Here is a 12917-nt window from a genome sequence, read left to right on the forward strand (position 1 = left end):
GCACCTTTCTTCATGTACGACACCAACTCCGAAGGAATTACCGTGAAAGCGGCAGGCTAGCGCTCGCCGATTCGGAGGCAGCCAAGCAAGCCGTGGCCGTGACCGAGCGGTTGGATGGCGACGTTGCCGACGAGGTGTCAGATGACTAACTCCGACACCACCGCACGCAGCGGGATCGCCTGGCAGCAAGTCGTCTGGCCGTCACCTCTACCCGAGGAGGCTGCACTTGCGCTGCTGCGGCGTCTGGCTTCGGAGCGCCGGGCTCCGCGCTTGGTGCTCGAAGCCCGGGCCGACCGAAGCGGTGTCCGCTACTTGGTCGGCTCACCGATCGGCTATCGCAAGACGCTGCGGCGGCACATCCAGGAGATGGTGACCGGTGCAACGGTTGTCGACTGCCTCGCCGAGCGCAGGCAAGTGGTGACGTCGCGACGTATTCGTCTCGGCGACAGCGCGCGTCCCGTCCAGGCCCACGATCCGGTGGCGACAACGCGTTCCGTGCTGAGTGCCATGACCGCAGTACAGAAGACCGAATTGCTCGTCATCCAGGTTGTGCTCGGACCCCCTCGATCACCCCGCGCTTTGCCGAGCCTCGGGTTGCCTGCACGGCAATCAACGATGCACAAAGTGCTCTACGGCGTCACACCGGAAAGCGACAACGACCGGCGTGCAGCCATCAAGACCAAGCTCGGACAGCACGGCTTCGCACTCACCATGCGGATCGGCGTCACTGCCAGCACCGTCGAACGCCGACAATCACTCCTTCTCGGACTTCTGGGTGCGCTGGGCACCGCCGAAGCGCCCGATGTGAAGGTATTGATCACCGCCGAACAACCGCGAGGGATCAACGAGGCCCGGTCGCCGTGGATCTGGCCGCTGCAGCTGAGCATCAAGGAAATCTGCCAACTGCTCGGCTGGCCTGTTGGGGAGAGCGACACCGAGTTCCCTGGTCAGCCACCGCGGCACCCTCGACCGATTCGGCCGGCAAAAATGGCCGGACAGGATGATCGGATCGTCGCTAGCGCGAACGCTCCCGGCGTCAGTGGCGGCATCGGCTACAACATCACCGATGCGTTGCGCCACACGTGGGTACTTGGGCCTAACGGCACAGGCAAGTCAACGCTGCTACTCAACCTGATTCACCAGGACCTGGTGGCGGGACGCGGCGTGGTCGTGATCGAACCGAAAGACCTTGTTGCCGATGTGCTCGCCCGGATACCGGCGTCGCGTCGAGATGACGTTGTCGTCTTCGACCCGCTCGACGACGCACCGATCGGGATCAATCCGCTGATGCGCACCGGCGGGCGCACTGCCGAATTGGTCGCCGACTCGTTGTTCGGGGTATTCCACGCTCTGTACGGGGAAGCGCTTGGGCCTCGTAGCTCCGACATTCTGCAAAATGCGCTCGCCGTTCTGGCCCACCGCGACGACGCCAGTCTCGTGATGTTGCCACTCCTGTTGACCAACAAGGGATTCCGGCGTTCACTGACGCAGCACGTAATGCGTGACGATCCGATCGCTTCGGGACCATTTTGGCAGTGGTTCGACGGGCTGTCGGACGATGCTCGCAGCCAGGTCGTCGCGCCGCTGCAAAACAAGCTTCGTCCGCTACTGCGTCCCGGGTTACGAGCGTCGCTTGCCCAGCGGCGTCCGCGATTCAACATCCGCCAGGTTCTCAACGAGCAGAAAATCCTGCTCGTGCCGCTGCAAAAAGGTGTGCTCGGACCGGAATCGGGCCAGCTGCTGAGCGCGCTCGTTCTAGCGGAATTGTGGCAGGCGATCCGCGAACGGGCCGCGATCTCGGCGACTGCCCGCAAGCCCGTCATGGTCTATGTCGATGAGGTGCAAGACTTTTTGCGGCTACCGACCGACCTGAGCGATGCCCTCGCCACCAGTCGTAGCCTTGGTGCGGCATTCCACTTGGCACACCAATACCGTGAGCAGCTGTCGCCGTCGATGCGGGCAGCGTTCGAAGCCAACGCCCGCTCCCGTGTCTGTTTCCAGCTGAGCGCGACCGATGCCAAAGCGATGGCAGCGGGCCAATCCGTGCTGAGCCATGAGGACTTTAATGCGTTACCTGCCTACCAGGTCTACGCCAGCCTGGTGCAAGACAACACCGTGCAGCCGTGGGCATCCGGCGTAACCCTGCCACCGCCACCGGTGAGCAGCGATCCGGACGACATCCGAGCACGGAGCCGAGCGAAGTTCGGACAGCCGCTCGACGAGATCGAAGCCGGGTTCGCGGATCTTCTGATCGATGACCGGCCGGATGAATCGGTGATCGGTCGTCGCCGTCGGGGGTCGTCATGACCGTGATTCGGGACGAATCGGCCAAGGATAGAGGTATACCAGCCGCTCGCCCGGTCGCGTGGTCGGCGTCGAGTAGGTCGTCGCAGGTCGATGACAGATCCGGCGAGTTAGGGGTGACGACTCGTGAGGATTCTTTGCTTCCTCACCATTCTCGGGTCGGGCGTCGAGGGTTGGAGGCAACGCGGGAACGACTGTCCGGGCGCGACTGGGCGGTGCTTCAGACCGTGGCGGCGCATCGTTTCGTCACGACTGCGCAGATGGAGGCCTTCCATTTCACCGAGCACGCCAGCCAGACGTCCGCCGCTCGGGTTTGCCGCCGCGTACTGGAAAGGCTTCGGCGCGAGCGGCTGCTCAGCACTTTGGAGCGTCGCGTCGGCGGTATCCGAGCGGGGTCCGCCTCATACGTGTGGCATGTCGACGTTGTCGGTGACCGACTGCTGCGAGACATCGAACCACGAGCAAGGCGACGACGCTATGAACCGTCGCTACATTTTCTGCAGCACACCCTGGCGGTGGTTGACGCGCACTTGATCCTGGTCCGGTTAAGTCATCGCAGCAAGATCGACGTAGTCCGAGTCGAAACTGAGCCCGCCTGCCATCGCCGCTACTCAGGGCTTGGCGGCGGCACGATCACCCTCAAGCCGGATCTGTTCGCTTTGACGGTGACGGGAGAGTTCGAGGACAGCTGGTTCGTCGAGGTCGATCTGGGCACCGAAAGCGTGCCGAGGCTGGTCGCAAAATGTCACGAGTACGAGGCCTACCGGCGCAGCGGCGTCGAGCAAGACGCGAGCGGCGTCTTCCCGGTCGTCGTCTGGACCGTCGAAACGAAGCGTCGCCGTGAGGCCCTACTGGCGGCAATCGTCAAGGATGCTGGCCTGCGCTCGGACCTGTTTCGGGTGATCGCACCGAACGAGCTGAGCGCCCTGGTGAACGGAGGTGCGCCATGAGTGGGCTTCCACGCAATCAGATCATTGTCGGCGACGCCCTCGAACAGCTTCGTAACCTACCCGACAACGCCGTCGACATGGTGCTGACGAGTCCACCGTATTTCAGGCTCCGCAACTACGAGGTCGACGGCCAGCTGGGGCTCGAAGATCACGTCGACAGCTGGGTCGGGTCGCTGGAGGAGGTGTGCAACGAGATCGGTCGCGTGCTCGTGCCGACCGGCACGCTGTGGCTGAATGTGGCCGATACTTTTTCGACCCACCCGAGGCAGGGGGCCAAGGCGAAAGGCCTGGTCCTCGCCCCGGAGAAGCTGGCAATAGCGCTCCAATCCGAAGGCTGGATTCTGCGCAACAAGATCGTATGGGCGAAGACCAATCCGATGCCGACCAGTGTCCGTGATCGACTGGCCTGTACCTATGAGGTCATTTACGTCCTCGCCCGAAACCCCACCTACTTCTTCGACCTCGACAATATCCGGGTGCCCCATCGATCGACCGCATCGAAACACCAGGGGTCAGCTACTCGGAATCGGGAAAACTGGCGCGGACCGAACGGCGATGACGCCTCGGGACTGGCCGCGATGAAAGCGACTGGGCGAGTCGGTCATCCGTTCGGCAAAAATCCCGGCGACGTCTGGCAGCTCGCGACCAGCAGCTTCCGGGGTGGGCACCACGCCACCTATCCGGTCACCCTCGCGGCTCGCGCCATCAGGGCCGGATGCCCCGAATCGCGCTGCAGTTCCTGCCGCTTGCCGTGGAAGCGAGACGTCATCCGCGCACTCGGTGGAGTCGCGACCCGCGCCGTAATAGGGCCTACCTGCGACTGCAACGCCGCATCGGAACCGAGCATCGTGCTCGACCCGTTCATTGGTAGCGGCAGCACCGCTGTCGCAGCCAAAGCGCTGCAACGGGATTGGCTGGGAATCGAACTCAATCCGACGTTCGCAGCAATGGCGAACGACCGGATCGCCGCCGAGAAGCGGACCGGCACCACCAACCCGCGAGCCAGTCCGGACCAGGCGGCGGCCTGACCGGCACCTCGTCGGTGCCTTGCGGTCGCAGTGATCTGACATCCCGTCGATCACCGACCGCACCAACACCGAGGAGGTAGCCATGTCCACACCGGACGAGGTATCCAGCAAGACCAGCGGCGTCAAGACGCTCGCGATCAGGCTAGAGCCGGAAATGCACGCGCAGCTCACGCTCATCGCGGGACTGCGCGGCAGCACCGTCACCGACGAGTTCCGCGCCGCATTGGTCGCCCATATCGAGGCAGCCAAGAACGCCCCGGAACTCGCGAACAAGGCGGACACCGCGCTCGCCGACATCGAACGCGAAGCCGCCCTGCGGCGTGACGCCATCGCCTCGCTCTTCGGGGCCGAGCAGCCACCCACCGCGGGAAGCCGCTCACGCCCCACCCGAAAGAGCACGGGCGGATCGCCAAACGAGAGCTGACAGCCAGTCAGCAACCTCGGTGTCGTCCCTACCCGCCTATACGGCGATTGAGGACAACGGGCGCGGGAGCTGCGGACGGAGTCGATCGACTCGTCCGCGCTCCCGTCGCCTACACAACCCACACCAGTGCGCAACAACAAAGGAGGTGACTATGACCAATGAACAACAACCACACAGTAATTCAGGCGAGCACGAGGCTAGCCACGAACGTATCAACGTCGACACACCGCGCATCTACGTCGCATCGCTGTCCGACTACAACAACGGCCGACTGTACGGCGTTTGGCTGGATGCCGACCGTGAACCAGAGGACGTCCACGCCGACATTCGTGCGATGCTCGCCGCGTCGCCCGAACAGGACGCCGAAGAATTCGCCATTCACGACTTCGGCGGATTCGGGGAGGCGCGGATCTACGAGTACGACTCGATCGAACTCGTCACTCGCATCGCTCGCGGCATCACCGAGCACGGGTTGGCTTTTGCCGCCTGGGCCAGCGCCCAAGAAGGCAACGAAGCTGCGCTCGATCAATTCGACGACGCCTACCTCGGGCACTACGAGTCGATGGAGGCCTATGCCGAACAGCTCATCGACGATCTGGGCTACCAACGCCTGCTCGATGAATCGGTACCCGAGTCGTTGCGACCGTACGCCCGGATCGACACCGAAGCGTTGGCGCGCGATATGCACCTGGAAGGCGACCTGCATTTCATTCCAGCCGACGACGGCGGAGTCTGGCTATTCGACGGCCGAATATAGTCGAATCAATTCCTCCAAGGAAAGGCTTTGCCGCCCATTAATTGCGTTGTAGAAAAGGCGAAAATCATTGCATCGATGCAATAAACGCAATAAAATGGGATATAGAACGGGAGAAAGAAATGAACGAAAAACAATCGCAAATACTGGCGGAGTTACTACGCTCAAAACGCACGGAACTCGGGCTGTCGGCCAGCGAAACGGCACGGCGGGCGGGGATTCAGCCTTCGACGCTCACCCGACTCGAACTCGGCCAAATCGCCGCTCCTACCGCCACGAACCTGCGGGCCCTCGGCACGGTCCTGGGCATCACCAGCGCCGACCTGTTCGCCACCGTCGGCTGGATGCCCGAAGGCGAACTGCCGAGCATGACCCCGTACCTGCGCAGCAAATACCGCAACATGCCGCCGGAAGCGATTGCCGAAATCGAGCAACACTTTGCCAAAGTTGCCAAAGACCATGGCATTACGGTCAGTGGACCGGCAGGAACCGAAGATGAATAACTAACCAGCACTACAACTCTCACCGCGAAAGGAGAACGCTATGCACTACACAACCAACTCAACCGAGAACCGAAGCGTGTTAGCCAGACTCCGCGCGGTCATCCCCACTCGTAGCACGGTCACGTTCGCAGAGTCACTGCGTATCGCCGAGCTGCATGCCAACCGCTTGCTCGAACTGCATCAGATCACCAGGGGACCGACCCCGCGCGAGGTCATCACCGAGCTGCCGAAGATCCAAATCGAGTACGTCGATTTGCCGGTCTCAGGTGCCAGCTTCTGGAATGGGCAGGTCTGGGTGATCCAGCTCAACCGGTCCGAGAGCTGGGCTCGTCAACGTTTCAGCTTATGCCACGAGTACAAGCACATCGTCGACCACGGATCGGCCTCGCGGCTGTACGCGGGTACCGCGAAAGTTACTGGGTCTGAGCAGGCGGAGCAAGCTGCCGACTACTTCGCTGGATGCCTTCTCGTGCCAAAGCGACTCCTCAAAAGAGCCTGGGGCAACGGGATGCAGCGACCCCGAGACCTAGCACGCCACTTCCAAGTGTCCGAGCAGGCTATATCTGTTCGGCTGGCGCAGACCGGACTTGTCGAACGAACCGAACGATGCGCATCACGACCGCCGTTCGCGGGACCCCATTTCAGCACGTACAACCGCACCGTCTCATTGCAAGGAGCTTGGTCATGAATCCCGCTGTAGCACAACCAGGCAGTGCCGAGGCAAAGGTAGCCGTGTCCTACATCCGGGTCTCGACCAAGGAACAGGCTGAGCGTGACGGTGACCCTGAGGGATACTCGATCCCGGCGCAGCGGGAAGCGAACCGGCGCAAGGCCGGCTCCATCGGCGCCGTTGTCATCGCGGAGTTCGTCGATCGGGGCGAGTCCGCCAGGTCGGCTGATCGCCCCGAGTTGCAGAAAATGCTCGTTTACGTCAAGGCGAATCAGGTCGACTACGTGATCGTCCACAAGGTTGATCGTTTGGCTCGCAATCGCGTCGACGACGTGGAAATCAACCTTGCATTGCGCAAAGCAGGAGCCACGCTGGTTTCAGCGACTGAGAATATCGACGAGACCGCATCGGGCATGTTGCTGCACGGCATCATGAGCTCGATCGCCGAGTTCTACTCCCGGAACCTCGCCGCCGAAGTCAATAAGGGCATGGAGCAAAAGGCCAAGACCGGCGGCACACCCGGAAAAGCTCCACTCGGCTACCGCAATGTCGGCGCACTGAATCCCGAAGGACGCGAAGTCCGAACCGTCGACGTCGACCCAGAGCGAGGCCCACTCATCACCTGGGCCTTCAATGCCTATGCGACTGGCGACTGGACCCTCCGGCGCTTGGTAGATGCTCTCGAAGCCCGAGGGCTTCAGTCGCGACCGACATCGAAATCGCCAGGCCAATCACTCAGGATCAACTCACTACACAAGATTCTGACCACGCCGTACTACAAAGGAGAAGTCACCTACCGGGGAGTTAGGTATCCCGGACGGCACCAGTCGTTGATCGACGAGGTGACCTGGGCGCGCGTACAGGACGTCCTCGAATCGCACGCCATGGGGGAGCGGCAGCGCGACCACCCGCACTACCTCAAGTCGAGCGTGTTCTGCGGCGGCTGCGGCAGCCGCCTGATAATCACAATGTCCAAGAACCGCTACGGCGTCGTATATCCGTATTTCATCTGCATCGGGCGGCAACAGAAGCGTACAAGCTGCACGCGCAAGGCTGTTCTGATTGAGGTTGTCGAAGAACTCGTCGAAGAGGCGTACCGCGCTGTTCAGCTCGATCCCACGTTACGAGCTCAGATCGAGACATTGCTGTGCAGTGACATCCAGGACACCCGTACCAGTGTCGACGCCGAAAAGAACGACCTCACTACTCAGAAGAAGCGCCTTCTCGCAGAGCGAACGCGACTCCTCCAAGCGCACTACGCAGGTGCGATCCCCCTCGACCTGCTCAAGTCGGAGCAAGATCGCATCGCCCGAAGCCTCGTAACCGTAGAGGAACGGCTCACCACAGCGAGCATCGAAGTCGACGAGATCGAAACAAACCTGCAGGTCGCCCTCACGTATGCCACCAACTGCTATCGCGGTTACCTTGCAGCCGGTAACCACGTGCGCAGGCTCTACAACCAGGCCTTCTTCGAACGTATCTACGTCGACGAAGACCAGGTTCGTATCGAACTCAACGAACCATTCAAGACGTTGACCGACACCGCAGTGGCAGGGATCGCATCAACGTCCAATTCGTGCGTGAATGATGATGACGAAGGAATGCCTTCCCTCACCGACATCCTTCGCCGAAGCAACAAAAAACCTTCGTCCCGTGACGAAGGTTTGAAACTGACTGTTTTGGTGCCCCCGGCAGGAATCGAACCTGCGACCTAGAGATTAGAAGGCTCTTGCTCTATCCGACTGAGCTACGGAGGCGCGCGGCAATAGTACCCGGCCAAGTTGGACGCACGCGAAGCGACGTGAATGGTCCCCCGACCACGTCGAGCGACGCGAGCGAGCCCCCGACTCCGGAAAGATGTCCGGAAGCTACAACCACCGGACGGGTGACCGCTGACACGGCTCTACTCTTGACCGTATGGCACAGCCCGACACCGACTCTGCGTCGGCACAGCTAGACACCGCGAAGTCACCACAGCTCGAGCGTTCGAGTTCGGCTGCGGTGTTCGTCGTTGCAGGCCTGATAGCCGGTGCTGTCGCTGCCGTCGTCGTCGGATTCTCGGCGTCGGATGCGTTGGTTCTGCTCGGCATCCCCGACCCTGGACCGCTGACGACCTACGGACTGCCTGCTCTGCGCGCGATTGGCGAACTCGGTGCCGTCGTCGCAGTCGGCTCGCTGTTGCTTGCTGCATTCCTCGTGCCACCGCAGGGCAACGGTGTTCTGGACGTCGACGGGTATCGCTCGGTGCGAATCGCGTTCTACGGAGCGCTCGTCTGGGCGCTCTGTGCAGCGATGTTGGTGCCGTTGACGTTGTCGGACACGTCGGGCCTACCGCTTGCCGAAGCGCTGAAGCCTGAGAACCTGTGGAGTGCGATCGGCCAGGTCGAGATGGCAAGCGCGTGGCGGTGGACCGCGATCCTTGCGGCGCTCTTGGCGGTCGGGTGCCGGCTGGTGCTGCGCTGGTCGTGGACGCCGTTGCTGCTCGGTCTGGCCTTGCTGACGCTGATGCCGCTCGGGGTGAACGGACACTCGTCGTCGGGCGGTTCGCACGATCTGGCGACCAACAGCCTGATCCTGCACCTGGTCGCTGCAGCGCTGTGGGCAGGCGGCTTGTTCGCACTCTTCGCCCACGCTCGACGCGGCGGCGCACACACCGACGTGGCGGCTCGACGGTTCTCGACCGTGGCGGGTGTTGCGTTCGTTGTGATGGCTGCGAGTGGTGTGATCAATGCGCTCGTGCGACTGCCGCTGTCCGACTTGTTCACCAGCGATTACGGCAGACTGATACTCGCCAAAACCGCTGCGCTCGTCGCGTTGGGCGCGTTGGGTTTCGCGCAGCGCCGACGCGCATTGCCTGCCCTCGCCGCCGACCCGACCTCGCGTTTCGCCTTGGTCAAGTTCGCCGGCATCGAGACGATCATCTTTGCGACGACCATCGGCATCGCCGTCGGTCTCGGCCGCACACCGCCACCGGCGGATGCCAACCTGAACCCGTCGGTCACGGAGGTCGAACTCGGCTACGACCTGGACGGTCGGCTGACGGTCGCCCGGATCTTCTTCGACTGGCGCTTCGACCTGATCTTCGGCACGGCATCGATCGTTGCCGCAGTCCTGTACTTGGTCGGCGTGCGACGGTTGCGCCAACGCGGTGACTCGTGGCCGGTCGGTCGTACCATCGCGTGGGTACTCGGTTGCGTGGTCCTGCTGATCGCAACGTCGTCGGGTATCGGTCGCTATTCGCCCGCTCAGTTCAGCGTTCACATGATGTCGCACATGTTGCTGTCGATGCTTGCGCCGGTCCTGCTGGCACTCGGTGGACCGATCACCCTTGCGTTGCGAGTACTCAAACCCGCAGGCAAAGACGGTGTTCCAGGGGTACGCGAATGGCTGCTCATCGGGCTGCACAGTCCGGTGTCGCGCTTTCTCACACAGCCACTCGTCGCAGCGGCGCTGTTCGTCGGTGGGTTCTACGGCTTGTATCTGGGTGGCATCTTCGACTCGACCGTCGATTCCCACCCCGCGCATCTGTTGATGAACCTGCACTTCCTGGTGAGCGGCTACCTCTTCTACTGGGTGGTGATCGGGGTCGATCCAGCGCCACGGCACGTCGAGCCGATCACCAAGCTCGCAATGGTGTTCGGGTCGTTGCCCTTCCATGCGTTCTTCGGCATTGCGCTGATGAGTATGGACACGGTGATGGGTGGCTGGTTCTACCGCAGTCTGGGGCTCGACTGGAACTCCGACCTGATCGCCGATCAACGCCTCGGTGGTGGAATCGCCTGGGCGACAGGTGAAATACCGCTCGTGCTGGTGATGCTGGCACTGCTGATCCAGTGGTCGCGCGCCGACGATCGCGCCGCGAAACGGTACGACCGCGCAGCAGAACGCGACGACGACGCCGAATTGGCCGCTCACAACGCGATGTTCGCCGAACTTGCCCGCAGGGAGAGGGAAGCGGGCAAGTGATCGATCGCTCCGGTATCGATCGCTCCGGTATCGATCGCTCGGATGTCGAAGCAGCGCGCGCAAGGATCGGTGATCGTCTGCGGCTGACGCCGGTGCTCGATGCCGTCGTCGACACCGTGCACGGTCCGGTGCCGGTCTCGTTCAAACTCGAGTATCTGCAATTCGGCGGTTCGTTCAAAACGCGCGGGAGCCTGAATGCAATGCTGCACAGTGCCGTCGATGCATTCGGTGTGGTCATCGCATCGGGCGGTAATGCAGGCATCGCAGCGGCGACCGCGGCAGCAATGCAAGGCGTCGGCTGTGCAGTCGTCGTTCCGGAGAATGCACCTGCGGCCAAAGTCGCTGCGCTGCATACACTCGGCGCCGACGTCGTCCAGCACGGCACGAGCCACGCCGAAGCATTCGAGTGCGCAACAGCTTTGGCGATCGAACGTGGTTCGGTCCAGTTGCACGCCTACGATCTGCCCGACATCGTCGCGGGTGCCGGCACCATCGGGCTCGAGCTCGACGAGCAGGTGCCGGAGGCGAATCCTGTTCTGGTAGCGGTCGGGGGCGGCGGTCTGATCGCAGGCATCGCTACCGGCGTCTCGTCGGACCGTTCGGTCATCGGAGTCGAGCCGCAGGGCATCCCGACGTTGCACTCCGCTCTGCGTAACGGCTCTCCCGTCGATGTGGCCGTCGACAGCATCGCGGCAGATTCGCTCGGCGCCAAGCGGATCGGTGACATCGCGATGAGCGTTGCTGCAGCACATGGCATTACGTCGCTCCTGGTGACCGACGATGCGATTGTTGCCGCGCGCGACTATCTCTGGCGTCACTTTCGGATCGCAGTCGAATTCGGTGGCGCCACGGCATTGGCTGCGGTGCGCAGTGGTGCGTACGTCCCTGAGGAGGGCGAGCGACCCGTTATCGTGCTGTGCGGCGCGAACACCGACCCCGCAACGTTGTAGTCGCTACCTTGCGACGGGGATGTCGGTTTTGCTGACGAGCCACCGACCGTCGATCTTCGTCATCGTTGCGACCAGCGTTATCGAGTTGGTCGCGGGTATCGGACTGACCAGGCTCGTAACGGACTGCATTTGGGACAGCACGATCTTGGCCTCCGTGCCCGATGCGGATTGCACACCGCAGATCGGCTTGCCCTCGGCGCGCGAACGCACCTGACTCCCGACGATCGCCTGCTTCAATTGGCTACGGGTGGAGGAAAATTCGCGCGCGAAGTCGCCTGTTGCCCGATCGAGCACATCGTCGAAGTAGTCGTCGATCGTGGCGTAGTCGTACGTTATGAAAGTCGGCGCCCAGTCGCACAGCTCGGCCATGGCCTCGGCACCCGGGATCGAATCAGTGGAGTCGTCGTCCGCGCGTGCAAGCAGCAACCAGCCGATGGCGACCACTGCGGCAACGAGCAACGCACCGAGTACGACGACGACCGGTACGGCCCAGGATCGCCGTTGGACAACGGGCGGGTATTCGACGGGTGAATAGCCGCCGAATTGGTTGCCACCGTGCGGAAATTGCGGGTTGTCAGTCATCAGTTCCCCGGGCCATGGCCGAATTCTAGGTGCCCGGCGTTTCGACCGTGACCCCTACTCCGACCCACCGACAGGATCGATCGAAAAACGCCGCCGATCCGCGAGTTGTTCACATGCGCCGAATCCATCCACAGATTTCCTTTCGCACGCCTATCGGCCCATTCGTGGAGCACGCTTGATGCAACGGCGCGAGCACGTGTCGAACTACGAAGGGGCGGGGACATGTACGAGGTAAACACGGCAGTGGTCGGAACTGTGATCACGAATCCGGTCAAGCGCAGCGCCAACGGCGAGGAAGTCATCAGCTTTCGCATGGCGAGCAACGCACGCCGACAGGACCGCGGAACAGGGGAGTGGGTCGACAGCGGGACGCTGTACTTGAGTGTGAGTTGCTGGCGCCGCCTTGTTGCTGGTGTCGGAGCATCGATCATGGTGGGCGATCCGATCGTCGCCTACGGGCAGTTGCGTACCAACGAATACACGAGCAAGGACGGTGTCGCGCGCTCCGACCTCGAAATGCGAGCCAGCGCAATAGGTCCGGACCTGGCGCGATGCATCGTCAAGATCGAGCGCCCCAAACTGCCTGCAAGTCAGGATCCTGCTGCGACGGCGCCTACCACCGACCGTGACATCGAACAGTCGGTTCCGAGGCCCGAGCGTCATCTCGAACCCGTCGGTACCTGACCTGGTGACGCTGACAGCCCACTATTCGGGTTTTGGGACGGGATTCGGGCTGTTGCGTAATGCGATCGGCGTGAGGCGCGTGATGTGAGGCCGAAAATCTTT

12 protein-coding genes and 1 tRNA gene are annotated in these 12917 nt (G+C 62.4%); 11 read left to right on the plus strand and 2 right to left on the minus strand.

The genetic code is table 11. From position 1 onward, the window contains the following. Positions 1–141 precede the first annotated feature (141 nt). The 8 genes from ACHIRB_RS01645 (at position 142) to ACHIRB_RS01680 (ending at position 8348) form a co-directional block, all read left to right on the plus strand. Entirely contained in the window at positions 142–2307 is a 2166-nt protein-coding gene (locus ACHIRB_RS01645) for a type IV secretory system conjugative DNA transfer family protein (RefSeq protein WP_395126518.1), read from the plus strand. Positions 2308–2531: 224 nt separating this feature from the next. Beyond that, complete coding sequence (locus tag ACHIRB_RS01650) at positions 2532–3254, plus strand: replication-relaxation family protein (protein WP_395126519.1); 723 nt, start codon at positions 2532–2534, stop codon at positions 3252–3254. After that, positions 3251–4282 carry a DNA-methyltransferase gene (locus ACHIRB_RS01655; protein WP_395126520.1) on the plus strand — a complete coding sequence of 344 codons (1032 nt, stop codon included), beginning with the start codon at positions 3251–3253 and terminating at the stop codon, positions 4280–4282. Before ACHIRB_RS01650 ends, ACHIRB_RS01655 begins: the two co-directional genes overlap by 4 nt. A gap of 82 nt (positions 4283–4364) precedes the next feature. Further along, a complete protein-coding gene (locus ACHIRB_RS01660; RefSeq protein WP_395126521.1) occupies positions 4365–4706 on the plus strand; it encodes a hypothetical protein in 342 nt (113 codons plus the stop codon). A gap of 151 nt (positions 4707–4857) precedes the next feature. Further along, positions 4858–5463: an antirestriction protein ArdA gene (locus ACHIRB_RS01665; protein ID WP_395126522.1), complete on the plus strand. Its 606-nt coding sequence runs from the start codon at positions 4858–4860 to the stop codon at positions 5461–5463. Positions 5464–5582: 119 nt separating this feature from the next. Then, the gene (locus ACHIRB_RS01670) at positions 5583–5963 is read left to right on the plus strand and encodes a helix-turn-helix domain-containing protein (protein WP_395126523.1); all 381 of its coding nucleotides are present in this window, start codon (positions 5583–5585) and stop codon (positions 5961–5963) included. 40 nt (positions 5964–6003) lie between these two features. After that, entirely contained in the window at positions 6004–6651 is a 648-nt protein-coding gene (locus ACHIRB_RS01675; protein WP_395126524.1) for an ImmA/IrrE family metallo-endopeptidase, read from the plus strand. Further along, entirely contained in the window at positions 6648–8348 is a 1701-nt protein-coding gene (locus ACHIRB_RS01680) for a recombinase family protein (RefSeq protein ID WP_395126525.1), read from the plus strand. The genes ACHIRB_RS01675 and ACHIRB_RS01680 overlap by 4 nt, the downstream gene beginning before the upstream one ends. Here ACHIRB_RS01680 and ACHIRB_RS01685 read toward each other — a convergent pair. Continuing rightward, a tRNA-Arg gene (locus ACHIRB_RS01685) sits at positions 8314–8390 on the minus strand. The genes ACHIRB_RS01680 and ACHIRB_RS01685 overlap by 35 nt on opposite strands. A 160-nt stretch (positions 8391–8550) precedes the next feature. Between ACHIRB_RS01685 and ACHIRB_RS01690 the strand changes: the two genes are divergently transcribed. Next, positions 8551–10599 carry a bifunctional copper resistance protein CopD/cytochrome c oxidase assembly protein gene (locus ACHIRB_RS01690; RefSeq protein WP_395116385.1) on the plus strand — a complete coding sequence of 683 codons (2049 nt, stop codon included), beginning with the start codon at positions 8551–8553 and terminating at the stop codon, positions 10597–10599. Beyond that, positions 10596–11549: a serine/threonine dehydratase gene (locus tag ACHIRB_RS01695; RefSeq protein ID WP_395116387.1), complete on the plus strand. Its 954-nt coding sequence runs from the start codon at positions 10596–10598 to the stop codon at positions 11547–11549. Before ACHIRB_RS01690 ends, ACHIRB_RS01695 begins: the two co-directional genes overlap by 4 nt. Positions 11550–11552: 3 nt before the next feature. On the opposite strand, the gene ACHIRB_RS01700 is transcribed toward ACHIRB_RS01695, so the two are convergent. Continuing rightward, complete coding sequence (locus ACHIRB_RS01700) at positions 11553–12131, minus strand: hypothetical protein (RefSeq protein WP_395116389.1); 579 nt, start codon at positions 12129–12131, stop codon at positions 11553–11555. 222 nt (positions 12132–12353) lie between these two features. Here ACHIRB_RS01700 and ACHIRB_RS01705 point away from each other — a divergent pair, with 222 nt between their 5' ends. Beyond that, entirely contained in the window at positions 12354–12815 is a 462-nt protein-coding gene (locus ACHIRB_RS01705) for a single-stranded DNA-binding protein (RefSeq protein WP_395126526.1), read from the plus strand. Positions 12816–12917: the final 102 nt, after the last annotated feature.

It is taken from the genome of Antrihabitans spumae (genome assembly GCF_043944905.1).
Classification (GTDB): Bacteria; Actinomycetota; Actinomycetes; order Mycobacteriales; family Mycobacteriaceae; genus Antrihabitans; species Antrihabitans spumae.

Coding starts and splice junctions, on each gene's coding strand:
- ACHIRB_RS01690 (WP_395116385.1), top strand. CDS start 8,551: ATGGCACAGCCCGACACCGACTCTGCGTCGGCACAGCTAGACACCGCG.
- ACHIRB_RS01660 (WP_395126521.1), top strand. CDS start 4,365: ATGTCCACACCGGACGAGGTATCCAGCAAGACCAGCGGCGTCAAGACG.
- ACHIRB_RS01705 (WP_395126526.1), top strand. CDS start 12,354: ATGTACGAGGTAAACACGGCAGTGGTCGGAACTGTGATCACGAATCCG.
- ACHIRB_RS01675 (WP_395126524.1), top strand. CDS start 6,004: ATGCACTACACAACCAACTCAACCGAGAACCGAAGCGTGTTAGCCAGA.
- ACHIRB_RS01700 (WP_395116389.1), bottom strand. CDS start 12,131: ATGACTGACAACCCGCAATTTCCGCACGGTGGCAACCAATTCGGCGGC.
- ACHIRB_RS01665 (WP_395126522.1), top strand. CDS start 4,858: ATGACCAATGAACAACAACCACACAGTAATTCAGGCGAGCACGAGGCT.
- ACHIRB_RS01680 (WP_395126525.1), top strand. CDS start 6,648: ATGAATCCCGCTGTAGCACAACCAGGCAGTGCCGAGGCAAAGGTAGCC.
- ACHIRB_RS01645 (WP_395126518.1), top strand. CDS start 142: ATGACTAACTCCGACACCACCGCACGCAGCGGGATCGCCTGGCAGCAA.
- ACHIRB_RS01655 (WP_395126520.1), top strand. CDS start 3,251: ATGAGTGGGCTTCCACGCAATCAGATCATTGTCGGCGACGCCCTCGAA.
- ACHIRB_RS01670 (WP_395126523.1), top strand. CDS start 5,583: ATGAACGAAAAACAATCGCAAATACTGGCGGAGTTACTACGCTCAAAA.